Annotated in this window: 23 protein-coding genes and 1 pseudogene; 17 read left to right on the top strand and 7 right to left on the bottom strand. The window is 70.6% G+C overall.

Annotated elements, in window-relative coordinates:
• From FPZ22_RS13300 to FPZ22_RS13285, 4 genes are read right to left on the bottom strand one after another with little or no spacing between them, the layout of a single operon-like run.
• Positions 1–216 (bottom strand): SlyX family protein, encoded by a 216-nt coding sequence (locus FPZ22_RS13300; protein ID WP_144893722.1) that lies wholly within the window; start codon positions 214–216, stop codon positions 1–3.
• A gap of 1 nt (position 217) precedes the next feature.
• Positions 218–1561: a UDP-glucose dehydrogenase family protein gene (locus FPZ22_RS13295; protein ID WP_144893720.1), complete on the bottom strand. Its 1344-nt coding sequence runs from the start codon at positions 1559–1561 to the stop codon at positions 218–220.
• 4 nt (positions 1562–1565) lie between these two features.
• Positions 1566–2324, bottom strand: coding sequence for an FKBP-type peptidyl-prolyl cis-trans isomerase (locus FPZ22_RS13290; RefSeq protein WP_144893718.1), 759 nt, complete (start codon positions 2322–2324; stop codon positions 1566–1568).
• Positions 2325–2356: 32 nt separating this feature from the next.
• Positions 2357–3298, bottom strand: coding sequence for an FKBP-type peptidyl-prolyl cis-trans isomerase (locus FPZ22_RS13285; protein ID WP_144893716.1), 942 nt, complete (start codon positions 3296–3298; stop codon positions 2357–2359).
• Positions 3299–3590: 292 nt separating this feature from the next.
• Here FPZ22_RS13285 and FPZ22_RS14205 point away from each other — a divergent pair, with 292 nt between their 5' ends.
• The 7 genes from FPZ22_RS14205 to FPZ22_RS13255 all read left to right on the top strand — a co-directional run bounded on the left by FPZ22_RS14205 (position 3591) and on the right by FPZ22_RS13255 (position 8552).
• Positions 3591–3716, top strand: coding sequence for a hypothetical protein (locus tag FPZ22_RS14205; RefSeq protein ID WP_281287419.1), 126 nt, complete (start codon positions 3591–3593; stop codon positions 3714–3716).
• A gap of 3 nt (positions 3717–3719) precedes the next feature.
• Positions 3720–4082: a GntR family transcriptional regulator gene (locus FPZ22_RS13280; RefSeq protein ID WP_144893714.1), complete on the top strand. Its 363-nt coding sequence runs from the start codon at positions 3720–3722 to the stop codon at positions 4080–4082.
• Positions 4079–4951 carry an ABC transporter ATP-binding protein gene (locus FPZ22_RS13275; RefSeq protein WP_144893712.1) on the top strand — a complete coding sequence of 291 codons (873 nt, stop codon included), beginning with the start codon at positions 4079–4081 and terminating at the stop codon, positions 4949–4951. The genes FPZ22_RS13280 and FPZ22_RS13275 overlap by 4 nt, the downstream gene beginning before the upstream one ends.
• A complete protein-coding gene (locus FPZ22_RS13270; RefSeq protein ID WP_246120763.1) occupies positions 4948–5994 on the top strand; it encodes a hypothetical protein in 1047 nt (348 codons plus the stop codon). Before FPZ22_RS13275 ends, FPZ22_RS13270 begins: the two co-directional genes overlap by 4 nt.
• A gap of 24 nt (positions 5995–6018) precedes the next feature.
• On the top strand, positions 6019–6720 hold the full coding sequence (locus tag FPZ22_RS13265; RefSeq protein WP_144893710.1) for a hypothetical protein: 702 nt from the start codon (positions 6019–6021) through the stop codon (positions 6718–6720).
• A 22-nt stretch (positions 6721–6742) separates the two neighbouring features.
• Positions 6743–7567 carry a DUF4097 family beta strand repeat-containing protein gene (locus FPZ22_RS13260; RefSeq protein ID WP_144893708.1) on the top strand — a complete coding sequence of 275 codons (825 nt, stop codon included), beginning with the start codon at positions 6743–6745 and terminating at the stop codon, positions 7565–7567.
• A 91-nt stretch (positions 7568–7658) separates the two neighbouring features.
• Positions 7659–8552, top strand: a complete 894-nt coding sequence (locus FPZ22_RS13255; protein ID WP_144893706.1) for a universal stress protein — start codon at positions 7659–7661, stop codon at positions 8550–8552.
• Positions 8553–8580: 28 nt separating this feature from the next.
• On the opposite strand, the gene FPZ22_RS13250 is transcribed toward FPZ22_RS13255, so the two are convergent.
• Positions 8581–9975, bottom strand: a complete 1395-nt coding sequence (locus FPZ22_RS13250; RefSeq protein ID WP_144893704.1) for a class II fumarate hydratase — start codon at positions 9973–9975, stop codon at positions 8581–8583.
• A 546-nt stretch (positions 9976–10521) separates the two neighbouring features.
• Here FPZ22_RS13250 and purB point away from each other — a divergent pair.
• The 3 genes from purB to FPZ22_RS13235 are packed head-to-tail and all read left to right on the top strand — an operon-like array spanning position 10522 to position 14153.
• Positions 10522–11892 carry an adenylosuccinate lyase gene (purB, locus tag FPZ22_RS13245; RefSeq protein ID WP_144893702.1) on the top strand — a complete coding sequence of 457 codons (1371 nt, stop codon included), beginning with the start codon at positions 10522–10524 and terminating at the stop codon, positions 11890–11892.
• 29 nt (positions 11893–11921) lie between these two features.
• A complete protein-coding gene (locus FPZ22_RS13240) occupies positions 11922–13241 on the top strand; it encodes a cupin domain-containing protein (RefSeq protein ID WP_144893700.1) in 1320 nt (439 codons plus the stop codon).
• Between the two features lie 3 nt (positions 13242–13244).
• Positions 13245–14153, top strand: coding sequence for a GNAT family N-acetyltransferase (locus tag FPZ22_RS13235; protein WP_144893698.1), 909 nt, complete (start codon positions 13245–13247; stop codon positions 14151–14153).
• 3 nt (positions 14154–14156) lie between these two features.
• Here the strand turns inward: FPZ22_RS13235 and FPZ22_RS13230 are convergent, their stop codons facing one another.
• Positions 14157–15206, bottom strand: a complete 1050-nt coding sequence (locus FPZ22_RS13230; RefSeq protein ID WP_144893696.1) for an alpha/beta hydrolase family protein — start codon at positions 15204–15206, stop codon at positions 14157–14159.
• Between the two features lie 277 nt (positions 15207–15483).
• Here FPZ22_RS13230 and FPZ22_RS13225 point away from each other — a divergent pair, with 277 nt between their 5' ends.
• The 6 genes from FPZ22_RS13225 (at position 15484) to pilH (ending at position 23287) form a co-directional block, all read left to right on the top strand.
• Positions 15484–18354 (top strand): 2-oxoglutarate dehydrogenase E1 component, encoded by a 2871-nt coding sequence (locus tag FPZ22_RS13225; RefSeq protein WP_144893693.1) that lies wholly within the window; start codon positions 15484–15486, stop codon positions 18352–18354.
• A gap of 36 nt (positions 18355–18390) precedes the next feature.
• Entirely contained in the window at positions 18391–19617 is a 1227-nt protein-coding gene (gene sucB / locus FPZ22_RS13220) for a dihydrolipoyllysine-residue succinyltransferase (protein ID WP_144893691.1), read from the top strand.
• Between the two features lie 16 nt (positions 19618–19633).
• On the top strand, positions 19634–21070 hold the full coding sequence (lpdA, locus tag FPZ22_RS13215) for a dihydrolipoyl dehydrogenase (protein ID WP_144893689.1): 1437 nt from the start codon (positions 19634–19636) through the stop codon (positions 21068–21070).
• Positions 21071–21171: 101 nt separating this feature from the next.
• Positions 21172–21765, top strand: coding sequence for an LOG family protein (locus FPZ22_RS13210; protein WP_144893687.1), 594 nt, complete (start codon positions 21172–21174; stop codon positions 21763–21765).
• 71 nt (positions 21766–21836) lie between these two features.
• Positions 21837–22829 carry a YhdH/YhfP family quinone oxidoreductase gene (locus FPZ22_RS13205; protein ID WP_144893685.1) on the top strand — a complete coding sequence of 331 codons (993 nt, stop codon included), beginning with the start codon at positions 21837–21839 and terminating at the stop codon, positions 22827–22829.
• 68 nt (positions 22830–22897) lie between these two features.
• Positions 22898–23287 (top strand): twitching motility response regulator PilH, encoded by a 390-nt coding sequence (gene pilH / locus FPZ22_RS13200; protein WP_144893683.1) that lies wholly within the window; start codon positions 22898–22900, stop codon positions 23285–23287.
• Between the two features lie 40 nt (positions 23288–23327).
• On the opposite strand, the pseudogene FPZ22_RS13195 reads toward pilH, so the two are convergent.
• Positions 23328–24234, bottom strand: a pseudogene (locus FPZ22_RS13195) (DnaJ C-terminal domain-containing protein).
• A gap of 142 nt (positions 24235–24376) precedes the next feature.
• On the opposite strand from FPZ22_RS13195, the gene FPZ22_RS13190 reads away from it, so the two are divergent.
• Positions 24377–24856, top strand: a complete 480-nt coding sequence (locus FPZ22_RS13190) for a peroxiredoxin (RefSeq protein WP_144893681.1) — start codon at positions 24377–24379, stop codon at positions 24854–24856.
• Positions 24857–24859: the final 3 nt, after the last annotated feature.

Raw genomic sequence — 24859 nt, 5'->3', positions numbered from 1 at the left:
TCAGTAGTGCGGCGGGGGTGGCTCGTCGGCAGGGTCGCCGGTGAGGCCGGGCCGGTTGGCGCGCAGCTCCTCGAGCGCGCGACGCAGCAGGGCATCGTTGCGCGACAGTTCGAGGCGGGCTTCGGCCAGGGCGTCGCTGAGTTCGGCCAACGACTGCTCCTGGAACGCCAGACGCGTCTCCAGCTCGACCACGCGGGCTTCGAGTCCGGTCGCCACGTCAGGGAGCCCGCACCGAACGCCCGCGGCCAATGCCGTAATAGGCCAGGCCGGCCTCCTCGGCGTCTTCGGGACGGTAGATGTTGCGGCCGTCGAAGAGCACCCCGTCGGCCAGCTGCGCACGGACCTGCGCCAGATCGGCGCTGCGGAACTGCTTCCACTCGGTCACCACCGCCAGCGCGTCGGCGCCTTCCAGCGCCTCCTGGGCGGAGCCGCAGAGCACGAGGTCGTCGCGTTCGCCGAAGATCCGGCGGGCCTCGCCGGCGGCTTCCGGATCGTAGGCGCGCACCCGCGCACCCGAGTCCCACAGCTGCGCCAGCAGACGGCGGCTCGAGGCCTCGCGCATGTCATCCGTATCGGGCTTGAACGCGAGCCCCCAGACGGCGAAGGTCTTGCCGGCGATGCCGGCGGCACCGTAATGGCGCAGAGCCAGTTCGTGCAGATGGCCCTTCTGGCGCTCGTTCACGGCCTCCACGGCATCCAGCAGCAGCGGCGGATGGCCGTGCTGCTGGGCGGTCCGGGCCAGCGCCTGCACATCCTTGGGGAAGCAGGAGCCGCCGTAGCCGGCGCCGGGGTAGATGAAGTGCCAGCCGATGCGCGGGTCGGAGCCGATGCCCTTGCGGACCATCTCCACGTCCGCGCCCACGCGCTCGGCGATGTTCGCGATCTCGTTCATGAAGCTGATCTTGGTCGCGAGCATGGCGTTGGCCGCGTACTTGGTCAGCTCGGCCGACCGCTGGTCCATGACCACGAAGCGGTCGCGGTTGCGGTTGAACGGTGCGTACAGGCGCTTCAGCTTCTCCACCGCGGCGGGGCTATCGGCCCCCAGCACGATGCGGTCGGGACGCATGCAGTCCTCGACCGCGGCGCCCTCCTTCAGGAACTCCGGATTGGACACCACGTCGAAGCCGATGTCGGCGCCGCGCGCGGCCAGCACCGAGGCGATGGTGGCGCGCACGCGGTCGGCCGTGCCCACGGGCACCGTCGACTTGTCGACCACGATCACGGGGCGTTCGAGGTGCTCCCCGATGGTGCGCGCCACCGCAAGCACGTACTGGAGGTCGGCGCTTCCGTCCTCGTCGGGCGGAGTGCCGACGGCGATCAGCACGACTTCGCCGTGCGCGACGGCACGCGCGGCATCGGTGGTGAAATCCAGCCGGCCGGCGGCGTGGTTGGACCTCACCATCGGCTCCAGTCCCGGTTCGAAGATCGGAATGATGCCCTGGCGCAGGCGCTCGACCTTGCCGGCGTCGACGTCGACGCAGACCACGTCGTGCCCGACCTCGGCCAGGCAGGTCCCGGTGACCAGGCCGACGTAGCCCGTGCCGAAGATGCTGACGCGCAAGGCTCTATTCCGCCGCGCCGTCGTCCACGATATCGAGCAGCTCGACCTCGAACACGAGGGCGCTGCCCGGCGGGATCGGCCCTCCCGGGGTGCCCATGTCGCCGTAGCCCAGGTCGCTGGGCAGCCAGAGCATGTACTTGCTGCCCACCGGCATCAGCTGCAGGCCCTCCTGCCAACCCGGCACGACGCTGGACAGCGTGAACACGGCCGGCTCCCCGCGGTCATAGGAACTGTCGAACACGGTGCCGTCGACCAGCGAGCCGCGGTAATGGACGCTCACCCGGCTCTCGGGGCCCGGCTTGGGACCGTCGCCCTGCTCCAGGACCTTGTACTGCAGGCCCGAACCGGTGACCTGCACGCCCTCCTGTGCGGCGTTGGCCGCCAGGAAGGCCTCGCCGGCCTCGCGGTTGCCCGCGGCCATCTTCGCCTGCATGCGCTGGCCGAAGGCTTCGAAGGCCTGCTGCGCCTGCTCCTCGGTCATCAGCGGGTCACCGCCGTCCATCGACGTGCGCATGGCCTTGACCAGGGCGTCGAAATCGACTTCCTCCTTGATCTCGACGAGCGAACCGCCGATCTGCAGCCCGATCGCGTAGCCGGCCTGCTGCTTCGCGGTGGGCAGCGCCGGGATGTCGAGTGCCGCGGCCGTGCCTTCCTCGCCGGCGGCGGCCTTGTCGCCCGGCTCGATCTTCTTGCAGGCGCCCAGGGCGACGAGGAGCGAAGCGGCCAGCAGGCTGGTCGCAGTGGCTCGTGCGAGCTTGTTCATGGATGGACCTCGGAGTGGGGAGTGGCGAGCGGTCAGGGCAGGTCGAGCAGTTCGACGTCGAAGACGAGGGTGGCGTTGGGCGGGATGCCGCCCGGCGAGCCGTTGCGCCCGTAGGCCAGCTCCGACGGGATCCAGAAGCGGTACTTGGCGCCCACCGGCATCAGCTGCAGGCCCTCGGTCCAGCCCGCGATCACCTGGTCCAGGCCGAAGGTGGCCGGATCGTTGCGCGCATAGGAGCTGTCGAACACGGTTCCATCCAGCAGGCGGCCCTCGTAGTTCACCCGGACCTGCGCGCCCCGGCCGGGGCGCGGGCCCGATCCCTGGCGCAGCACCATGTACTGCAGGCCCGAGCCGGTGGTCACCACGCCCTTCACCGCCTTGTTGCCGGCGAGGAACGCGGCCCCCTCCGCTGCGTTGTTGCTGGCGGCGGCCTCGCTTTCCGCACGCATGCGCTCCTGGATGCGGGAAGTGAACGCATCGCGGATGGAGGCCAGCTCGGACTCGCCCAGGAGCGGCGTGCCGCCGTCGAGCACGGTGGCGACGGCGCCCGCGAACGCATCCAGGTCGATCTCCTCCCTGAGCGGCGCGAGCGAGCGGCCCACGTCGGCACCCAGGAGCAGGCCGACCTTGTCGGCCGGCACCGGCGGCGGCATCGTCCCCGGCGCCATGCCCGGAATCGACTGCCCGCTGCGGACGGCCACGCGCTGCATCAGCGCCGGGCCCACCTGGGCGGCCTCGGCCTCGGTGATCAGCGGCTCGCCGCCGTCCAGGGCATGGCGGACGGCCCGCAGGAAGGCCTCGCGGTCCAGGTCCGGACCGACCATCTCGATCGAGCGGCCGACGTCGAGGCCGATCATGTAGCTGTTCTTCTCGCGCTCGGTGCTCGGCACGGTGTTCTCCTGGGCGACTGCGGGGGCCAGCGACAGGGCCGTGGCAAGGGACAGCGCGAGCAGGCCGCGCAGCAAGGGTTTCATTCTGGGAAGGCTCCTGGGCTCTGGCCGCGACCGGCGCGGCGGAGAAGCGCCTATTGTCGCGGTCGGCGCCGGCCCCGGCAATCGCCAGGAGGGGCCATGCCATCAGTTGGGTCCGGCAGTGCTTGACCGCCCGTGTGGTGGTGTTATAGTTGCATACAACACCAGTCTCCTCGAGCAGGATGACCGCCATGAACCGCAAGCTCACACGCCCCCAGATCGCGCTCCTCGCCTGCGGCCTGCTGCTGGCCGTCGCCCCCTGGCCGGTTCTCCCGCCGGCCGGTCCGCGGCATCGATGGATATCGCCGCGGTGGATGCTTCCGAAGAAGTCGAGGCCCGTACCGGCGCCACCGCCGCGCGCCGGGGGCTCGCCCTGCCCTATTTCTCTTTCGCCCGCGGCCTGCGCCGTATCGGAGGCTGAGCCATGTCCGGCATCCAGTGGAGCGACAGCGCTCCGATCTACCGCCAGCTGAAGGAGCGGGTCATCGCGATGATGCTCGATGGCCAGCTCAAGCCCGGCGACGCCCTGCCGTCGGTGCGCCAGGTCGCCGCGGAGTACCAGCTCAACCCGATCACGGTCTCGCGCGCCTACCAGGAGCTGGCCGACGAGGCCCTGGTGGAGAAGCGCCGCGGGCTGGGCATGTTCGTGACCGAACAGGCATCGAAGAAGCTGCTCGGCAACGAGCGCGAACGTTTCCTCAATGAAGAATGGCCGCAGGTACTGGAGCGGATCCGTCTCCTCGGCCTTTCGCCCGAAGAACTGCTGCGCGAAGGGGACTCCGCATGAACGCACACGACACCGCCGTCATCGACGCCCGCGGCCTGGGCAAGGCCTACAAGGGCAAGCCGGCCCTCGACGGCGCCGACTTCCGGATCGACTCCGGCCGTATCGTCGGCCTGATCGGCCCCAACGGTGCCGGCAAGACCACGGCGCTGAAGGCGATCCTCGGCCTGATCCCGTTCGAAGGCTCGCTCACGGTGCTCGGCCGCGACCCGCGGACGCAGCGCAACCTGCTGATGAACGACGTCTGCTTCATCGCCGACGTCGCCGTGCTGCCCCGCTGGATCCGGGTGCGCGAGGCGATCGCCTTCGTCGAGGGCGTGCACCCGCGCTTCGACCGCGCCCGCTGCGAGCGCTTCCTGGCCAACACCAAGCTGACCCCGAAGATGCGGGTGCGCGAGATGTCCAAGGGCATGATCGTGCAGCTGCACCTCGCGCTGGTGATGGCCATCGACGCCCGCCTGCTGGTGCTGGACGAGCCGACGCTCGGCCTGGACGTGCTCTACCGCAAGGAGTTCTACCAGCGTCTGCTGGAGGACTACTTCGACGAGGAGAAGACGATCCTCATCACCACCCACCAGGTCGAGGAGGTCGAACACATCCTCACCGACGCCCTGTTCATCCGCGACGGCCGGATCGTGCTCGACGCACCGATGGACGAGCTGGCGGCACGCTTCACCGAAGTCCTGGTCGACGCCGGCCAGGCCGAGGCCGCGCGCGCGGCTGGCCCCATCGACGAGCGCGCACTGCCGTTCGGCAAGACCGTGATGCTGTTCGACGGCATCGAGCGCGACGCGCTCGCCGCCTTCGGCGAGACCCGCACTCCCGCCCTTGCAGACCTGTTCGTCGCCACCATGAAGGGAACCTACGCATGAACGCCACAGTCCACACCCCGCCGGTGGCACGGACCCCGGCGCACAGGACCCACCGCTTCGCCCTGCTGCTCAGTCGCGAGTTCTGGGAGCACAGGGGCGGCTTCCTCTGGGCGCCGGTGATCGCAGGCGCGATCTCGCTGCTGCTGACCGCGGTGTTCTTCGTCATCGGCATGGTCGCGATGCGCCGGGCCGACAGCGACGCCGGCATCTTCCTCGACGACGGAACCAGGATGTCGATCAACGGCCTCGACCTGGGCGTGCTCGCGGCACAGATGTCCGCCGAGGACAAGGCGCAGCTGGCCGCCGGGATCGACGTGGCCATGATGATGTCCTCGAGCTGGCCGTACATCGTCATGGTGTTCGTGATGTTCTTCTACTGCCTTGGCGCGCTGTACGACGAGCGCAAGGACCGCAGCGTGCTGTTCTGGAAGTCGCTCCCGCTGTCCGACGGCGAGACCGTGCTGTCCAAGGTGGTGAGCGCGGTGGTGACCATCCCGGTGATGGCGACGCTGGCCGCGGTCGCGACGATGCTGCTGTTCCTGGTCATGCTCAGCGTCCTGGTGATGATCCACGGCGGCAGCCCCTGGGAGCTGATCTGGGGCCCGGGTCATCCGCTGGCGATCTCCCTCTCGGTGCTCGCGGCCATCCCGGTCTACGCGATCTGGGCGCTGCCGACCGTCGGCTGGCTGATGCTGTGCTCGGCCTGGGCGCGCAGCGTGCCCTTCCTCTGGGCGGTGCTTGTGCCGGTGCTGTCGGGCGTGTTCGTGGCCATGTTCAGCGTGATGCGGATATTCGGCCTGGACGCGCAGTGGTTCTGGAGCAACATCGTGGCGCGCATGCTGCTGGGGGTGGTCCCGATGACCGGTCACGACCTCACGCGCCTCGACGGCGCCGACTTCGGCGGCTCGGGCCTGCTGCACCTGATCCAGCCCGCCGCGGTGTACTCGAACCTGCTCCAGCCCGCCACCTGGATCGGCGCCGCCGCCGGCGTGGCCATGCTGCTGCTCGCCACCCGCCTGCGCCGCTGGCGCGACGAAGGCTGAAACCAGACCCTCCGGAGGATCGGCATGAACATCGGGACACGCGTCGCAAGCGTCCTTTCCATCGCCCTGCTCTGCGTCCTTGCCGTCGGCTGCGACGGCGCCAGGGACGCGCGGCCCGCCGTGACCACTGACGCGGATGCGGAAAAGTCCTTCATCGGACGCCAGGCGGCGAAGGCGATCGCCGAAGCCAGCCGCAAGCTCGAGACGGAGAACATCAGCATCGGGGACAGCCACATCACCGTGAACGGAAGCCAGTATTTCAGCCGCGACCGCTCCACCGGGAACCTCCCCAAGGCCGAGATCACGCCCCGGGGCGAGCTCCTGATCGAAGGCGAGCCCGTTTCCACGACCGCTGGACAGCGCGAGCTGCTGCTGGCCCACCGCCGGCACCTCCTCGACCTCGCGCAGGCCGGGATGGCGATGGGCGCGCAGGGCGCCGACATCGCGGGTTCGGCTCTCACCGGGATCGGTAGCGTGCTGTTCGGTGGAGATGAAGGCCGCAGGGCGTACGAGCAGCGGATCGAGGCCGAGGCGGAGAAGCTGAAGCGGGAGGCGACCAGGCTCTGCACGCTGCTGCCGCCGCTGTACGACAGCCAGCAGGCGCTGGCAGCGTCGCTGCCGGCCTTTGCCCCCTACGCGACGATGTCCCGCGACGAGGTCGAGGAGTGCGGCAAGGACCTGGACACCGACCCCGACGCGGACGCCGCCAGCGGCAGCCGCACCTGAGACCCACGGACACGGAGCGACCATGACCCGGATTCCCCTGCTGCTTTGCGCCCTGCTGCTGCCCGCAGCCGCCCAGGCCACCGACGCCTGCCGCCACTCGGCGCCCCACCAGCTCGCGCTGGACCTGACAGGGGTGCGCACGGTCGAGTTCCACGTCGGCGCGAGCAAGCTCCGGCTCGATGCCGCCCCCGGCAAGTCCGGCGCGCTGCAGGGCCGCGCCTGCGGCTCGAGCGCCGCGCAGCTCGAGCGGCTGCGGATCGAACAGTCCCGCGAAGGCGACCGGCTGGTGGTACGCCTGCTCCGCGAAGAGCGCACCGGCTGGACCTTCGGTGAACGCTACGCGTACTTCGACCTGGCCGGCACCGTGGCCGACGACGTGCGCGTCGAGATGTCGGTGGGCTCGGGCGATGCCTGGGCCACCGGCCTGTCCGAGCTCGGCCTGACCGTGGGATCCGGCGACGCCGATGCGCGGAAGATCCGCGGTCGCGTCGACGCTCGCGTCGGCTCCGGTGACATCGTGCTTGCGGACATCGGCAGCCTCGACGTCGGCTCGATCGGCTCCGGCGACCTCGAGGCGCGCGGCGTCCGCGGGGACGCCCGCGTGGGCAGCATCGGCTCAGGCGACCTTGCGCTCCGCGATGTGGGCGGCAGCGTCGAGATCGGATCGGTGGGTTCCGGCGATGCCGACCTCGAGCGGATCGCGGGCAGCCTCGAGGTCGGCTCGGTCGGTTCGGGCGACATCGACGTCGACCGCGTGGGAGGCGACCTGCGGGTACGCGCTCTGGGCAGCGGCTCGGTCGACCACCGGGGTGTGACCGGAAAGATCGAGCTTCCCCGCAAGCGCTGAGCCGTGCGCATCCGGACGCCCGGCCCGGCGGGCTAGACTCGGCAGGCAACGCCGCGCCGCGTCGTTGCGGCCCGCAACTGCCGAGGACACCATGCAGGACATCGTCTGGAAGCCGGACTCACCGCGCGCGATCCTGCTCGCAACCGACCTCGACGGCCGCTGCGACCGCGCCCTGGACCGCGCCGTGGCTCTGGCCCACGGCTGGGGCGCCAGGCTGGTCGTCCTCACCGTGATCGAACCCGCCATCGCACCCCCGCCGCGCCCCGGCGAACCGACCCGCCTCCGGGCCAGCGAGGCCGCACTGCGCGCGGCCGCCCGGCTGCGGCGCGACGTCGGACCGACGGCGGAAGGGCTGGACGTCGAACTTGTGGTGCGCGAAGGCGAAGTCGGCGCCTCGATCGCCGCCGTCGCGACGGAATCCGGCTGCAGCCTGCTGGTCACCGGCGTCGCACGCGATGCGCTGTTCGGCCGCCATCTGCTGGGTTCGACCGTTGACTGGCTTGCGCGCCACAGCCGCCAGCCGCTGCTGGTCGTGCGCGATCGAGCGCACGCGCCCTATGCGCGCGTGGTCGTGGCCAGCGACGCCTCGCCGTCCTCGGCGCGGGCGCTGGACGTCGCCCGCGCACTGTTCCCGGATGCCGCCACGACGCTGTTCAGCGCCTTCGACCTGCCCTACCTCGGCATGCGCGACGGCGACCGCGAGGGGGCGCTGGAACAGGCCCGGACGGCCGCGCTGCAGGCCGGCCGTGAACTCCTGTTGCAGCATGGCCACGCCGGCGTGGACGTGGCGGCTGCACGCGGCGATGCCGCCGCCCGGCTGCGCGAGTTCGCGACCGGGACCGGCGCCGATCTGGTGGTGGTGGCCAGCCACGGACGCAGCGCGCTGTACCACCTGCTGATCGGCAGCGTGGCACGGGAGATCCTCGACGCCAGCCCATGCGACACGCTGCTGGTCCCGGAGCCGAAGGCCCGCGGCGAAGGGTGAAGGCGCCGCCGCTGCCGCGGCACCCGCGTCACCCCGCGCTCTGGATGCCGCCGCGCGTGAGGGCCAGCGGATCCAGCAGCGCCCGCAGCTTCTCTTCCGGCATCCCCGTGGCCTCCACCGCCACCTCCAGCACCGGGCGTCCTTCGCGATAGGCCTGCCTTGCGATGGCCGCGGCCTTCTCGTAGCCGATCACCGGGTTCAACGCCGTGACCAGGATCGGATTGCGCGCCAGCACCGCCTCCACGGCGTCGCGCCGCACCTTCAGCCCGACGATCACCCGGTCGGCCAGCAGCCGCGACACCGACGACAGCAGCCGGATCGAATCCAGCAGGTTGGCCGCGATCAGCGGCAGCCCAGTGTTGAGCTGGAAGTTGCCTCCCTGTCCGGCGATCGTGATCGCCACGTGGTGCCCCATCACCTGCGCGCAGGCCATCAGCGTCGCCTCCGGGATCACCGGATTGACCTTGCCGGGCATGATCGAGCTGCCGGGCTGCAGCGCCGGCAGCTCGACCTCGCCCAGCCCCGCGAGCGGCCCGGAACCCATCCAGCGCAGATCATTGGCGATCTTGGTCAGCGCCACCGCCAGCGCATTGAGCTGGCCCGACAGCTCGACCGCATCGTCCTGCGACGCGATCCCCTCGAACCGGTCCGCCGCCGCTTCGAAGCGCGTGCCCGTCGCCGCCGACAGCGCCTTCGCCATCGCCTTGCCGAAGCCCGGGTGGGCGTTGATGCCGGTACCGATGGCCGTGCCGCCGATCGGCAGCCGCCGCAGCCGCTTCAGCGCATCTTCCAGCCGCCCCTGCGCGGACGCCAGCTGGGCCGACCAGGCCCCGAATTCCTGGGCGAAGGTCAGCGGCATCGCATCCATCAGGTGCGTGCGCCCGGTCTTCACCACCTTGCCCAGCCTGCCGCCCGTGCGGTCGATGCTTCGCCGCAGGTGCCGGATCGCCGGCAGCAGTTCCTCCACCACCGCCAGCTGCGCTGAAACACGCAGCGCCGTCGGCACCACGTCGTTCGAACTCTGCCCGAGGTTGACGTGGTCGTTGGGATGCACCGCCTTTTTCCCCGCCCGCGTCGCGAGCGTCGCGATGACCTCGTTGGCATTCATGTTCGACGACGTGCCCGAGCCCGTCTGGTAGATGTCGACCGGGAAGTGCGCGTCATGCTCACCCGCGGCCACCGCGTTCGCCGCCTTCCGGATCGACGCGGCCACGCCCTTGGGCAGCAGCCCGAAGCCCGCGTTGCACTCCGCGGCGGCAGCCTTCACCAGCCCCAGCGCGCGGATGAACCCCCGCGGCATCGGCCGCCCGCTCACGGGGAAATTGTCCACGGCGCGCTGCGTCGACGCCCCCCAAAGGGCTTCGGCGGGCACCTGCAGTTCACCCATGCTGTCGTGTTCGATACGGAACTGCGTGTCTGCCATTTCGTCCTCCAGTGCGCGCGCGCGGGGCGCATGCGTCGAAGGATACGTCGCGGAAAGGAACTTCCCGTCGAGCGACCTGATCCTTCGCGCCGCGGGAGGCGGCTGGCGGGGGGAGTGCTGCGCCCCGCCGCCAGCCATCCATGGCTGGAAGCGGGGACGTGGGCCATCCATGGCCCACTCTCCGCACTCCCCCGCCAGCCACCTCCCGCACCACCGCTGTCGGCCTCGTGGAGAACTGCGCCCGCAGCCCGGCCGGCCGCCGCCGCTGGCGCACCCGAACCCCCGGCCATGTCGCCAAAGCGGGAGCAGTGTTGATTCGAAGCCGACACACCCGGGCCCGCGGGAGCGGGACACTGCGGGGTGGGTATGGACAGCGCACATGGATGTGCGCGGTAGCCGCTTCAGCCATGGATGGCTGAGGCGGCGGTCCATGCCCACCCCGCAGTGGCACGCGTCCCCCACGAAGCCGGGCGCCCCCCCCCCACGAATCCGAGGCGAGCGCCCGCGCCGGGTAGAATGTGCGACCCGCCACCACCGAAGCCCGCCATGCCCGCCCTCGACCCGCTGCTCGCCCTCTCCCCCCTGGACGGCCGCTACGCCGGCAAGGTGGAGGCGCTGCGGCCGGTATTCTCGGAGTTCGGCCTGATCCACGCCCGCGTGCGCGTCGAAGTGGAATGGCTGCTGGCCCTTGCCGCCGAGCCGGGCATCCCCGAACTCGCACCGTTCGACCAGGCCGCCACGGCCCGCCTGCGCGCCCTCGCCGACGGCTTCTCGCCCGCCGACGCCGCCCGCGTGAAGGAGATCGAAGCCACCACCAACCACGACGTCAAGGCCGTGGAGTACTTCATCAAGGAACGCCTGGCCGACGACGCCGAACTGGGGCCCGCGCTCGAATTCGTGCATTTCGCGTGCACCAGCGAGGACATCAACAACCTCTCCTACGGCCTGATGCTCGACGCCGCACGGCGCGAGGTCATGCTGCCCGCGCTCGACCGCGTCACCGCCAGCCTGCGCGCGATGGCCCATGACCTCGCTTCGCTGCCGATGCTCTCGCGCACCCACGGCCAGACCGCATCGCCGACCACGGTGGGCAAGGAACTCGCCAACGTGGTGGCGCGCCTGGAGCGCCAGCGCGCCCAGCTTGCCGCTGTTTCCCTGACCGGCAAGGCCAACGGCGCGGTCGGCAACTACAACGCCCACCTGGCCGCCTATCCCGACCTCGACTGGCCGGCGTTCTCGCAGCGCTTCGTCGAATCGCTGGGCCTGGTCTTCAACCCGTACACCACCCAGATCGAACCGCACGACTGCATCGCCGAGATCGCCGACGCGCAGAAGCGCATCGCCACCATCCTCATCGACCTCTGCCGCGACGTCTGGGGCTACATCTCGCTGGGCTACTTCAGGCAGGCCGTCAAGGCCGGCGAGGTCGGCAGTTCGACCATGCCGCACAAGGTCAACCCGATCGACTTCGAGAACGCCGAGGGCAACTTCGGGATCAGTGTGGCGCTGTTCGAACATTTCGCCATCAAACTTCCGGTCAGCCGCTGGCAGCGCGACCTCACCGACTCCACCGTGCTGCGCGCGCTCGGCACCGGGTTCGGCCATGCGCTGATCGGCTTCGATGCGCTCGGCCGCGGGCTGGGCAAGCTCAGCGCCAACCCGGAGCGCCTGGCCGCCGATCTCGACGCCTCCTGGGAAGTCCTGGCCGAGGCCGTCCAGACGGTGATGCGCCGCCACGGCCTGCCCAATCCCTACGAGCATCTCAAGGCGCTGACCCGCGGCCAGGGCATCACCGCGGAGTCGATGCGCGCGTTCATCGCCGGGCTGGAGCTGCCCGACGACGCGAAGCAGCGGCTGCTGGACATGACGCCGGCCAGCTACGTCGGCCACGCCGAGGCCCTCGCCCGCGAGGTCTGATCCCCGCACACGATGCACGATCCGCAGCCATGACCAGTCGCAAGGAACCCGCGCGCAAGAGCGCCCCCAGTGCCAGGACAGCCGCCCCTCCCGGGGGCGACCTGCCGCTTGAGATCGATGCCGCCGGCAAGGGCCCGCTCGGCATGCCGCCGGCCGATTTCCTCCGGGACTACTGGCAGAAACGGCCCCTGCTGATCCGCAACGCCTTCCCCGGGTACGGATCGCCGATCACGCCGGAGGACCTCGCCGGCCTGGCCTGCGAGGACGGCGTCCTCGCCCGCATCATCGAGCACGACCGCGCCGCGGACACCTGGACCGTACGCCAGGGGCCGTTCCCGGAAGAAGCATTCCCGGCGATGCCGGATCGGGACTGGACCCTGCTGGTGCAGGATGTCGACAAGTGGGATGCGGACATCGCCGCCCTGCTGCAGCACTTCACCTTCCTGCCGCGCTGGCGCCTGGACGACATCATGGTGTCCTTCGCCGCGCCCGGCGGTTCGGTCGGTGCCCACGTCGACCAGTACGACGTGTTCCTGCTCCAGGCGCTGGGCCATCGCCGGTGGATGATCGACGCCAGCGTGGCCATGGGCGGCGACCATCCGCCGCTGGATTTCCGCGACGACGTCGACATCAGGCTGCTGCGCGAGTTCACCGTCACCCATGAGCGGGTGCTGGGTCCCGGCGACATGCTCTACCTCCCGCCCAACGTGCCCCATCACGGCGTCGCCGAGGATGCCTGCCTGACCTTTTCCGTCGGCATGCGCGCGCCGTCGGCGGCGGAGCTTCTCGGCGACCTCGCCGACAGCCTGCTGGCCGACGCCGACGACGATCTGCGCTACGCCGACCCGGACCTGGCCCTGCCCGCCGACCCGGCCGAGATCGATGCCGCCGCCATGGCGCGGGTCGTCCGGGCCCTGGACCTGCTGCGCACCGACGACCCGCAGCGCCTGGGCGACTGGTTCGGCCGCTTCATCACTCTCTACAGGAACGCCGGCGAGGTCGCGGCTCCCGACGATGCCGAGGGCGCGCCCCGCTCGCGTATCGAGATCGAGTGGGACCTCGAGCGCGGCGCCGCGCTGCACCGTCATCCCTACACCCGGATGGCCTGGCGCCGTACCGGCAACGGCGACGGCGCCGGCGCGCGGCTGTACGTGAACGGCGAGGCGCACGCGCTGCCCGCTGCCGACGCTGCCGGCATCGCCAATGCGCCGCTGATCGACGGCACCGCCTACGCGGCCCTCTCGACCGAGGGGCGCAGCTGCGTGCTGGCGCTGCTCGAAGAGGGGCACTACCGGCTCGCGCTCGACGACGGCGACGAAGACGAAGACCACGACGACGACGGGGACTGAGCCATGACCCAGGCCGGGACATTCCACATCCAGGCGGCCGGCTACGAGGAAGGACTGACGGGCCTGCGCAGCGTGCGCGAAGCGGTGTTCGTCCATGAGCAGGGCGTGCCGCTGGCACTCGAGTGGGACGAACTGGATCCGGCCAGCCACCACGTCATCGCCCGCGACGACGCCGGCCATGCGATCGGCACGGGCCGGCTCACGCCCACCCGCGCCATCGGCCGCATGGCGGTGCTGCCGCAGTGGCGCGGCCGCGGCGTCGGCGAGGCGCTGCTGGCCGCGCTGGTCGGGCAGGCGCGGACGCTGGGCTGGCCCGAGGTCACCCTGCACGCGCAGGCCACGGCCATCGGCTTCTACGCGCGCGCCGGCTTCCTTCCGGTCGGCGGCCGCTTCCAGGAGGCGGGCATCGAGCACCAGGGCATGCGCCTGCTCATCGGCGCGCTCAACCTGGTGGACTCGCGCGCCGCGGCGGTGGCCGCGACCTGGGGCGTGGTCGCAGGGGCGCGCCGCCGGCTCGACCTCTACAGCCGTGACCTCGATCCGGGATTGCTGGACCAGCCGGAGATCGTCGACGCGATCCGGCGCGCCGCGGCGGGCGGCGAATGCGCGATCCGCATCCTGCTGCAGGAGCCGGAAGCCCCTCAGCACTCGCTCGCGCCGCTGATCGCGCTCGGCCAGCGCCTGCCCAGCGCGATCGCGTTCCGCGCGGTCGAGGAACAGGTGGATCGCTCGTATCCATCCGCCTTCATCGTCAACGACCGCGGCGGCCACTTCTTCCGGCCCCTGGGCCATCGCTGGGAGGGCGAGACCCGCCTCGACGGCCCCGGGCGCGCGCGCCACCTCCAGGGCGTGTTCGATCCCTTCTGGGAGCGGGCCCGTCCCTGCAGCGAGTACCGCGCCCTCGGGATCTGAGGTTCAGCGCGCGTTCGCGCCGATCCACTCGACCAGCAAGGTCGAGAGCGCCGGCGCCAGCGACATCTCACCGCGCTTGTGCTCGCCGGGCTCGCGGCCCTCGGATTCGAGGAAGAAGTGGTCCTGGCGCGGCAGCAGGCGCAGCGTCAGGTCGGCTTCGCGACCCTCGCTCGCCAGCTCCACGAGGCGGCCCGCGTTCTGCGCCGGCGCCGTGAAGCGGTCGTGGGTGCCATAGACCGCGAGCACCGGGCCGCGCAGCCGCCGCAGCGCCGGCTGCGGATCGTAGGCCAGAAAGCCGCGCATCCAGGGATCGACCATGCGCCCGGCGAACTGGTCGATCGAGCCGTCGGCGCGCGCGGTGTCCTCGTCCACGCCCACCAGCCCGAACAGTTCGACCGCCGTGCGCTCCAGCGCATCGCGGCCGGCACCTGCGATCGACTGCGCCGCGGCCTGCTCCAGCAGGGCGCGCGCCCGCGCCTGGGCGTCCGGCCGGCCCTCGAGTTCGGCCTCGGCCGGCGCGGCCTGCTGCTCCACCCAGACCACGCGGCCCGCACGCGCCGGCGGCGCCATCAGCACCACCCAGCTGACCCCGGGTTCACGCGCCAGCTCCGCGGCGATCATGGCGCCCTCGCTGTGGCCGACCAGACCGATCCGGCCCACCTCCACCGCGGGCGTGCCGCGCAGGTAGCCCACCACCGCGCGCATGTCCTCGATGCGGTCCAGGGTCGTGGACTCGAAGGCCTTCGGGCCCGTCGAGCCGCCGCTCCCGCGCGAGTCAACGCGCAGGCTGGCGATGCCGTCGGCTTCCAGGCGGTCGGCCAGCACCTTGAACATCGGCAGGCCCGAGATCACCTGGTCGCGGATGTGGTTGCCGGTGCCGGTCACGAGGATCGCGACCGGAGGCCGATCGACGCCGTCGGGAACCTGCAGCGTGCCCGCGAGCGTGACCGCAGGGTCGGCGGTCGGGATGGTGACCTCGTGTTCGGCCGCATGGGCCGCGCAGGCGAGCGACAGCAGTGCCGCCGCTGCAAGGAAGGAGAGGGGGCGGCGCATGGTCGGACTCCCGTGGTTGTGGCGCGCAGCCTACGGAGACAGCTGAACGGGCAACGCGTGCCGGAAGTCATCGACGCGAGGGCGCGCCGCTCGCGACGCCCGGGCACGCGGACCTGACGGGGCATGGGCAACAATGCGTTCCTGCGCCGCGCACGGCGCCTCAAGCCCGCCGGGAGGGCTATAATTGCGCGGATCGCCCGCCTGAACAGGCGGCGGTCACTCCGCCCTCCGGACGGAGCCCCCTTCCCTCCCCCTTCCTGAGTCTTGCGACGCCATCGTGGCCAATCTATTGAAGCAGTTTGCGCAGTCCTCCCAGCTCGGTGCCAATGCCGCCTACATCGAGGACCTGTACGAGCAGTATCTCGTTGACCCCGACAGCGTCGGCGACACGTGGAAGGCCTGGTTCGACGGCTTCAAGGGCCGCGAGGCCGGGGACATCCCGCACTCCGTGATCATGGACGCGGTCGCCCGCGCCGGGCGCGAGGCCAAGGCCGGCCTGGTCGCCTCCGGCGGCGCCGGCACCGCCGACCTCGAGGCCCAGCGCAAGCAGGGCTCGGTGCTGAAGCTGATCACCGCCTACCGCTCGCGCGGCCACCTCCAGGCCGATACCGATCCGCTCGGCATGGCCGCCAAGATCGACGCGCCCGACCTCGAGCTGCCCTTCCACGGGCTGTCCGACGCCGACCTCGGCACCGAGTTCGCCACCGGCCCCGGCGGCGGCACCAGCACCTTCGGCGGCGCCCCGCGCATGCGCCTGCGCGACCTGCTCGCCCTGCTGCGCGCCACCTACACCGGCCCGATCGGCGCCGAGTTCATGCACATCCCCCAGGCCGACCAGCGCCGCTGGATGTACGAGCGCATGGAGCAGGCCGGCGGCCGCTACAGCCCCGCACCGGAAGAGCAGCGTCGCATCCTCGAGCGCCTGACCGCGGCCGAGGGCCTGGAGCGCTACCTGCACACCAAGTACGTCGGCCAGAAGCGCTTCTCGCTCGAGGGCGGCGACTCGCTGATCCCGCTGCTCGACACCGTGATCCGCGGCGCCGGCAAGGACGGCGTCAAGGACATCGTGATCGGCATGGCCCACCGCGGCCGCCTGAACGTGCTGGTCAATACCCTGGGCAAGAACCCGCGCCGGCTGTTCGACGAGTTCGAGGGCAAGTTCGAGTACAACGCGCTCGCCCACGCCGGCGACGTGAAGTACCACATGGGCTTCTCCGCCGACGTCGCCACCGACGGCGGCCCGGTGCACCTGGCGCTGGCCTTCAACCCTTCCCACCTCGAGATCGTCGACCCGGTGGTCGCCGGCTCGGTGCGCTCGCGCCAGGAGCGGCGCAGGGACACGGACCGCCGCCAGGTGATGCCGATCCTGATCCATGGCGACGCGGCATTTGCCGGCCAGGGCGTGGTGATGGAACTGTTCCAGATGTCGCAGGCGCGCGGCTTCGCCGTCGGCGGTACCGTGCACGTGGTGGTCAACAACCAGGTGGGTTTCACCACCAGCGCCCGCGAAGACGCGCGTTCCACGCTGTACTGCACCGACGTCGCCAAGATGATCGGCGCGCCGGTGCTGCACGTGAACGCCGACAATCCGGAGGCTGTGGCCTTCGCCGCGCGCCTGGCCTACGACTTCCGCCAGGAATTCCGCAAGGACGTGGTCATCGACCTGGTCTGCTACCGCCGCCATGGCCACAACGAGGCCGACGAGCCGGCGATCACCCAGCCTGTGATGTACCAGGTCATCCGCAAGCACAAGACCACCCGCGAGCTCTACGCCGGGCAGCTTGAAGCCGCCGGCGTGCTGCCGGAGAAGGGCGGCCAGGCCCTGGTCGACAGCTACCGCGACAAGCTCGATTCGGGCGAGGTCACCACCGAACTGGTCGAGGTCGGCAAGACGCCGGCCGAAAGCCGCCTGTTCGTCGACTGGGGCAAGCTGGTCGCGGGCAGGATCACCGACAAGGCCGGCACCGCGGTCAAGCCGGCCAGGCTCAAGGAGCTCGCGAAGGCGATCACCACCATCCCCGGGGACGTGCAGCTGCATCCGCGCGTGGCCAAGGTCTACGAGGACCGCCGGAAGATGGCCGCGGGCGAGGTCCCGGCCGACTGGGGCTTCGCCGAGAACCTCGCCTACGCGACCCTGCTCGACGAAGGCTTCGGACTGCGCCTGGTGGGCCAGGACGTCGGCCGCGGCACCTTCACGCACCGCCACGCGATCCTCCACGACCAGAAGACCGACAGCTATCACCTGCCGCTGCGCCAGCTGGTCGACAGCCCGGAGCGCGCCACCGTCATCGACTCGCTGCTGAGCGAGGAGGCGGTGATGGCCTACGAGTACGGCTTCTCGACCACCGACCCGAACACCCTGTGCATCTGGGAGGGGCAGTTCGGCGACTTCGCCAACGGCGCCCAGGTCGTGATCGACCAGTTCATCGCGTCCGGCGAGGCCAAGTGGGGCCGCATCAGCGGCCTGACCCTGCTGCTGCCGCACGGCTACGAAGGCCAGGGCCCGGAGCACAGCTCGGCGCGCCTGGAGCGCTTCCTGCAGCTGTGCGCGCTGGACAACATGCTGGTCTGCGTGCCGTCCACGCCCGCCCAGGCCTTCCACATGCTGCGCCGGCAGATGCACATGACCACGCGCAAGCCGCTGGTGGTGATGAGTCCGAAGTCGCTGCTGCGCCACAAGCTCGCGGTGTCGAGCCTGGACGAGCTGGCCAAGGGCGGATTCCAGCACCTGATCGGCGACGCCTCGGCCGACCCGAAGAAGGTCGGGCGCGTGGTGCTGTGCTCGGGCAAGGTCTACTACGACCTGCTCGAGGAGCAGGAGAAGCGCGGCCAGGACGACATCGCCCTGGTGCGCGTCGAACAGCTCTACCCGTTCCCGCGCGCGGCGCTGTCGGCCGAGCTGGCCCGTTTCGGCAAGGCGACGAATGTCGTCTGGTGCCAGGAGGAGCCGCAGAACCAGGGTGCGTGGTACCAGATCCGCCACCACCTGCAGGCCTGCGTTCCCGAGGGCCTCGAGCTGCACTACGCCGGGCGCCAGCGTTCGCCATCGCCCGCCGTCGGGCTCTTCTCCGACCATGTCGCCGAACAGCAGAAGCTGGTCGACGACGCCCTCGCCTCGCCCGTCGGCAGCGTCTTCGCCGCCGACTGACCCCCACACCGCTTACGACCAGGACCCATCGACACCATGGCCACCGAGATCAAGGTACCGGTACTCCCCGAATCCGTTTCCGACGCCACCATCGCCACCTGGCACAAGAAGGTGGGCGACGCCGTCGCGCGCGACGAGAACATCGTCGACCTCGAGACCGACAAGGTCGTGCTCGAGGTCCCCTCGACCGTCGAGGGCGTGATCAGGGAGCTGAAGTACGCCGAGGGTGACACCGTCACCAGCCAGCAGGTGCTGGCGATCATCGAGGAAGGCGCCGCACCCGCGAAGTCCGCCGAGGCCCCGAAGGCCGCGCCGGCCGCCGGCGCCGAGCAGGTGCAGCCGAAGGCCGCCGCCGCGAAGGCCGAGGCCGCCGCGCCCGCCTCCACCCGCCCTGCGCCCGTGTCCGGCGGTGCCGCCGGGCTGCCGCCGGGTGCGCGCTTCACCGCCGTCAGCCAGGGCATCGATCCGTCGCAGGTCGAGGGCACCGGCCGCCGCGGCGCGGTGACCAAGGAAGACCTGCTCAACTACGCCTCCGGCAAGACCGCCGGCGTGTCGGGCGGCGCGCGTCCGGAAGAGCGCGTGCCGATGACCCGCATCCGCAAGCGCATCGCCGAGCGCCTGATGCAGTCGAAGGAATCGATCGCCATGCTGACCTCGTTCAACGAGGTCAACCTGGGCAAGGTCATGGCCATGCGCAAGGAGCTTGGCGAATCCTTCCAGAAGCAGCACGGCATCAAGCTCGGCTTCATGAGCTTCTTCGCCAAGGCTGCCGCCAACGCGCTGCAGAAGTACCCGGTGGTCAACGCCTCGGTCGACGGCGACGACATCATCTACCACGGCTACGCCGACATCTCGATCGCGGTCTCGACCGACCGGGGCCTGGTGACCCCGGTGCTGCGCAACGTCGAGCGCATGGGCTTCGCCGACGTCGAGAAGGCGATCGCCGACTACGCCACCAAGGCGCGCGACGGCAAGCTGTCGCTCGACGACCTCCAGGGCGGCACTTTCACCATCACCAACGGCGGCACCTTCGGCTCGCTGATGTCGACGCCGATCGTCAACCCGCCGCAGTCCGCGATCCTGGGCATGCACACCATCAAGGAGCGCCCGATCGTCGAGAACGGCCAGATCGTGGCGGCGCCGATGATGTACATCGCGCTCAGCTACGACCACCGCATCATCGACGGCAAGGAAGCGGTGCTGTTCCTGGTCGACATCAAGGACCAGCTGGAAAACCCGCACCGCATGCTCCTGGGCATGTAAGGAACAAGGAACCGAAATGGCTGAACAATTCGACGTTGTCGTGATCGGTGCCGGCCCCGCCGGCTACCACGCGGCCATCCGCGCCGCCCAGCTGGGCATGAAGGTCGCCTGCATCGACGCCGCCCTGGGCAAGGACGGCAAGCCGGCGCTCGGCGGCACCTGCCTGCGCGTGGGCTGCATCCCGTCCAAGGCGCTGCTCGACAGCTCGCGCCAGTTCCACAACCTGCAGCATATCTTCGGCGAGCACGGCATCACCGCCAGCAACCCGAAGATCGACGTGGAGAAGATGGTCGGCCGCAAGGACGCCATCGTGAAGCAGTTCACCGGCGGCATCGCGCAGCTGTTCAAGGCCAACAAGGTCACGCCGTACTACGGCTTCGCCACCCTGCACGCCGACCGCCTGGTCAAGGTGAAGCAGCACGACGGCAGCGAGGTCGAGCTGACCGGGACCAACGTGATCATCGCGGCGGGCTCGGACTCGATCGAACTGCCGTTCGCGAAGTTCGACGGCGAGGCCATCGTCGACAACGTCGGTGCGCTGGACTTCACCGAGGTTCCGAAGCGCCTGGCCGTCATCGGCGCCGGCGTCATCGGGCTGGAGCTGGGCAGCGTCTGGAAGCGCCTGGGCGCCGAGGTGGTGATCCTCGAGGCCCTGCCGGACTTCCTGGCCGCGGCCGACGCCGAGGTCTCGAAGGTCGCCGCGCGCGAGTTCAGGAAGCAGGGCCTGGACATCCGCCTGGGCGCCAAGGTCTCGAAGGCCGAGGTCACCGGCAAGGGCAAGAAGAAGGAAGTCCAGGTCACCTTCGCCGACAAGAAGGGCGAAGAGACCATCACCGTCGACAAGCTGCTGGTGGCCGTGGGCCGCAAGGCCGCGTCCAAGGGCCTGCTGGCCGAAGGCAGCGGCGTGAAGCTCACCGAGCGCGGCCAGATCGAGGTCGACGAGCATTGCCACACCGGCGTCGACGGCGTCTGGGCCGTGGGCGACTGCGTGCGCGGCCCGATGCTGGCGCACAAGGGCTTCGAGGAAGGCATCGCCGTGGCCGAGCTGATCGCCGGCCTGCCGGGCCACGTCAATTTCGACACCATCCCGTGGGTGATCTACACCGAGCCGGAGCTGGCCTGGGTCGGCAAGACCGAGCAGCAGCTGAAGGAGGAAGGCATCCCCTACAGGTCGGGCAGCTTCCCCTTCGCCGCCAACGGCCGCGCGGTGGCCATGGTCGAGCCGGCGGGCTTCGTGAAGGTGCTGGCGCACGCCGAGACCGACCGCGTGCTCGGCATGCACCTGGTCGGCGCCAACGTGTCCGAGCTGGTGCACGAAGGCGTGCTGACGATGGAGTTCAAGGGCTCCGCCGACGACCTCGCCCGCATCTGCCACGCGCATCCGAGCCTGTCGGAAGCCATCCACGATGCGGCGATGGCGGTGGACAAGCGCGCGATCCACAAGGCGAACTGAGGACGGTCGGGCCGCCCCATGGCGCCCCGTCCATCGCGCATCACCGGCGCCGGGCCCCTGCCCGGCGTCGTCCTTTCCGGATCCAACCTGGCTTCAACGGCATGAAGAGTCTCTGTGTCTACTGCGGTTCCAACAGCGGCGCCAACCCGGCCTACGCGGAAGCGGCGATCGCGCTCGGCACGCGCATGGCGCGCGATGGCATCCGTCTGGTCTACGGTGGTGGAAACATCGGCCTGATGGGCACCCTCGCCGACGCGGTGCTCGCGGCCGGCGGCCAGGTCACGGGCGTGATCCCGAAGCAGCTGATGGACATGGAGGTCGCGCACCTGGAGCTGACGGAGCTCGAGGTCGTGGCCTCGATGCACGAGCGCAAGTCGCGCATGTTCGACCTCGCCGACGCCTTCGTCGCCCTCCCCGGCGGCTTCGGCACGCTTGAGGAAATCGTCGAGATGCTGACCTGGCGCCAGCTCGGCATCGGCACCAAGCCCTGCGCCATCCTCGATGTCGCGGGCTACTACCGGCCGCTCATCGCCATGATGGACCGCATGGTGCAGGAGCGCTTCCTGCACCCGGGCCAGCGCGACGACCTCTGGGCCGGTGACGACATCGGCGCCATGCTCGACTGGATGCGCAGCTACGAGCCCGCCGTCGCCTCGAAGTGGCTGGACGAGAAGCGCGGCCGCGAACTGCGCTGACGGGAGTCGGCGCGAGCCCCGGCGCATGGGGCGGTGGCACAATGGCCTGCCCCCGCGACGGTGAGATCAGCATGGCCATCCCCGCGACGTTCCGCGCGTTCCGCATCCACGACGACGAAGCGGGCTACCGCAGCGGCATCGAGGAGGTCGGCCTGGCCGACCTCTCCCCCGGCGAAGTGGTGCTGCGCACCGCGTATTCCTCGATCAACTTCAAGGATGCGCTGGCCGGGACGGGGAAGGGAAAGATCCTGCGCCGTTTCCCGCTGGTGGGCGGCATCGACGTCGCCGGGCACGTGGTCGCGTCGGCGGATGCCGCGTTCAAGGAAGGCGACGACGTGCTGGTCACCGGCTGCGGCCTGAGCGAGACCCGCGACGGCGGCTATTCCGAGTACGCGCGCGTGGAGGCGAAGTGGGCGATCCCGCTGCCCGCGGGCCTCTCGCTGCGCGAATCGATGGTGCTTGGCACCGCCGGCTTCACCGCCGCCCTGGCCTTGCTGCGCATGACCGAAAATCGCCAGCACCCGGGTCTCGGCCCGTTGGCGGTCACCGGTGCCACCGGCGGCGTGGGCTCGCTCGCGGTCGACATCTTCTCCACCGCCGGCTACGAAGTGCATGCAATCAGCGGCAAGCCGGAACAGGCCGCCTGGCTGAAGGCCATCGGCGCCAGCGAGGTGCTGGGCCGCGACGCACTCGCCACCACCCGGCCGATGGAATCGGCGCGTTTCGGCGGCGGCCTCGACAACGTCGGCGGTCCCATGCTTGCCAGCCTGCTGGCGCAGACCGCGCCCTACGGCAACGTCGCCAGCGCCGGCCTGGCCGCCAGCCATGACCTCGACGCCACCGTCATGCCCTTCATCATCCGCGGCGTGTCGCTGCTCGGCGTCGCATCGGCCGGTACCGCGCGCGACATCCGCGACGAGGTCTGGCGCCGGCTTGCGGGCGAATGGAAGCCGCGCCACCTCGAGCGCATCTGCACCCGCGAAGTGCGGATGGAGGCACTGCCGGAAGTGTTCGAAGGCATGCTGGCCGGCGGCTCGCACGGACGGACGCTGGTCGCATTCTGAAGCGCGGGCCTTCGCTTGCAGGCCCGCGGGTGCGGGCTACAATCGCAGGCCACCCAGCGGGGAACATCATGGCGCGCATCCTGATCGTCGACGATTCGCCGTCGCAGCTGATGGGCATCCGGCGCATCGTCGAGAGTCTCGGCCACGAGGCGCTGACCGCGGAGGATGGCGCCGCCGGCGTCGCGGCCGCGAAGCGCGAACTGCCCGACCTGATCCTGATGGACGTGGTGATGCCGAATCTCAACGGCTTCCAGGCCACCCGTTCGATCACCCGCGATCCCGCGACGAAGCACATCCCTGTGGTGCTGGTCACCACCAAGGACCAGGAAACCGACAAGGTCTGGGGCATGAGGCAGGGGGCGTGCGCCTACATCATCAAGCCCTTCAGCGATACCGAACTGTCGGAAACGATCAACCGGGTGATCGCGCCGCGGCCGATTCCGCCGGCCGCGGCCTGAAGCCAGGCCGCCGGGCGTCCGCCCGGTCGGCTCCCGGGCGCTATTGCCGCCGCCACGCTCCCGAGAACGCGTCGCGCAGGGCCTCGTAGGCCGATCGCTGGGCATCGCTGCGCGGAACCGGCGCCTGCACTTCCAGCTCGATGATCTGGTCGCCATCCGGCTGCCCGCCGGTGCCCGGCAGGCCGCGGCCGCGCAGCCGCAGCCGGCCGCCGGCTTCCGGAGCCCGGCGGCACCTTGAGTTCGACGGTGCCGCCGAGGGTCGGGACGCTGACGCTCGCACCCAGCGCCGCCTCCCAGGGCGCGACCGGCAGCGCATAGAGGATGTTGCGGTCGTCGACCTCGAAGCGGGCGTGGGTGGCGTACTCGACCTCGAGCAGGAGGTTGCCGCCATGCTCGCCCTGCCCGGCCAGGCGGATCACCTGCCCCGGGCGGATCCCGCGCGGAACCTTGACTTCCAGGGTACGGCCCTTGACCGCGATGCGCATGGCGCCACCGCGGTGCACCGTTTCCAGCGGCACCGCCAGGCGTGCGCGGACGTCGCCGCGCGGCCGGTCGCCGAACCCCGGCCCGCTCCGCTGCTGCTGTGCCTGGCGCCGGAACAGGCTCTCGAAGAAGTCGCTGAAACCGCCCCCGCCGGCGCCGCCGAAGACCTCCTCGAAGTCGAAGCCTCCCGCCGGACCGTTGCCGCCGAAGCCGCCCGGCGGCGGGTGGATCTCGTCGCCGGGACGGTAGCCGCGCGCGCGCAGCTGGTCGTAGGCCTTGCGGCGCTCGCCGTCGCGGAGCGCCTCGTAGGCCTCGTTGACCGCCTTGAACTTCTCCTCGGCCCCGGCCTCCTTGCTCACATCGGGGTGGTACTTGCGCGCAAGGCGCCGGTAGGCGGCCTTGATCTCGGCGTCACCTGCGCTGGGTTCGACGCCCAGGACGGCGTAGTAGTCCTTGAACTGCATGCGTTCTCCACGTGCGCGTCCGCGGCACGGCGTCGGCCGCGGCAGGGTAGCAATATCGGGGCGAACGCCGGCATCGCAAGCCCCGTGGCACCATGTGCACAGCGGCACGATCCCCGTCGCCGCCCAGCCCACGGAGCCCCCCATGCCCATCCAGCCCGGCGACGCCATTCCCGAAGTCACCCTGAAGCATATCGACGACGGCGGCGTGCACACCATCGACACCCCGACCCTGTTCGCGCACCGGAACGTGGTGCTGTTCGCGGTCCCCGGGGCATTCACTCCCACCTGCTCCGAGCGCCACCTGCCCGGCTTCGTCGAGCGCTTCGACGAGTTCCGCGACCGCGGCATCGAGGTCGCCTGCATGGCGGTCAACGATCCCTTCGTGATGCAGGCCTGGGGCGAAAGCCAGAACGTGCCCGCCGGCCTGCGCATGCTGTCCGATGGCAACGGCGACTTCGCCCGCGCGCTCGGCCTGGAGATGGACGCGACCGCCTTCGGCATGGGCCTGCGCAGCAAGCGCTTCGCGCTCTACGCCGAGGACGGCGTGGTGAAGCAGTTGTTCGTGGAGGCACCGGGCGAGTTCAAGGTCTCTTCCGCCGAGCACGTGCTCGCCTCGATCTGAGCT

Source organism: Luteimonas granuli (assembly GCF_007795095.1).
Taxonomy (GTDB): domain Bacteria; phylum Pseudomonadota; class Gammaproteobacteria; order Xanthomonadales; family Xanthomonadaceae; genus Luteimonas; species Luteimonas granuli.
This window is presented reverse-complemented; position numbering and strand designations above follow the sequence as displayed.

Coding starts and splice junctions, on each gene's coding strand:
- FPZ22_RS13290 (WP_144893718.1), bottom strand. CDS start 2,324: ATGAACAAGCTCGCACGAGCCACTGCGACCAGCCTGCTGGCCGCTTCG.
- FPZ22_RS13285 (WP_144893716.1), bottom strand. CDS start 3,298: ATGAAACCCTTGCTGCGCGGCCTGCTCGCGCTGTCCCTTGCCACGGCC.
- FPZ22_RS14205 (WP_281287419.1), top strand. CDS start 3,591: ATGGATATCGCCGCGGTGGATGCTTCCGAAGAAGTCGAGGCCCGTACC.
- FPZ22_RS13280 (WP_144893714.1), top strand. CDS start 3,720: ATGTCCGGCATCCAGTGGAGCGACAGCGCTCCGATCTACCGCCAGCTG.
- FPZ22_RS13275 (WP_144893712.1), top strand. CDS start 4,079: ATGAACGCACACGACACCGCCGTCATCGACGCCCGCGGCCTGGGCAAG.
- FPZ22_RS13270 (WP_246120763.1), top strand. CDS start 4,948: ATGAACGCCACAGTCCACACCCCGCCGGTGGCACGGACCCCGGCGCAC.
- FPZ22_RS13265 (WP_144893710.1), top strand. CDS start 6,019: ATGAACATCGGGACACGCGTCGCAAGCGTCCTTTCCATCGCCCTGCTC.
- FPZ22_RS13260 (WP_144893708.1), top strand. CDS start 6,743: ATGACCCGGATTCCCCTGCTGCTTTGCGCCCTGCTGCTGCCCGCAGCC.
- FPZ22_RS13255 (WP_144893706.1), top strand. CDS start 7,659: ATGCAGGACATCGTCTGGAAGCCGGACTCACCGCGCGCGATCCTGCTC.
- FPZ22_RS13250 (WP_144893704.1), bottom strand. CDS start 9,975: ATGGCAGACACGCAGTTCCGTATCGAACACGACAGCATGGGTGAACTG.
- purB (WP_144893702.1), top strand. CDS start 10,522: ATGCCCGCCCTCGACCCGCTGCTCGCCCTCTCCCCCCTGGACGGCCGC.
- FPZ22_RS13240 (WP_144893700.1), top strand. CDS start 11,922: ATGACCAGTCGCAAGGAACCCGCGCGCAAGAGCGCCCCCAGTGCCAGG.
- FPZ22_RS13235 (WP_144893698.1), top strand. CDS start 13,245: ATGACCCAGGCCGGGACATTCCACATCCAGGCGGCCGGCTACGAGGAA.
- FPZ22_RS13230 (WP_144893696.1), bottom strand. CDS start 15,206: ATGCGCCGCCCCCTCTCCTTCCTTGCAGCGGCGGCACTGCTGTCGCTC.
- sucB (WP_144893691.1), top strand. CDS start 18,391: ATGGCCACCGAGATCAAGGTACCGGTACTCCCCGAATCCGTTTCCGAC.
- lpdA (WP_144893689.1), top strand. CDS start 19,634: ATGGCTGAACAATTCGACGTTGTCGTGATCGGTGCCGGCCCCGCCGGC.
- FPZ22_RS13210 (WP_144893687.1), top strand. CDS start 21,172: ATGAAGAGTCTCTGTGTCTACTGCGGTTCCAACAGCGGCGCCAACCCG.
- FPZ22_RS13205 (WP_144893685.1), top strand. CDS start 21,837: ATGGCCATCCCCGCGACGTTCCGCGCGTTCCGCATCCACGACGACGAA.
- pilH (WP_144893683.1), top strand. CDS start 22,898: ATGGCGCGCATCCTGATCGTCGACGATTCGCCGTCGCAGCTGATGGGC.
- FPZ22_RS13190 (WP_144893681.1), top strand. CDS start 24,377: ATGCCCATCCAGCCCGGCGACGCCATTCCCGAAGTCACCCTGAAGCAT.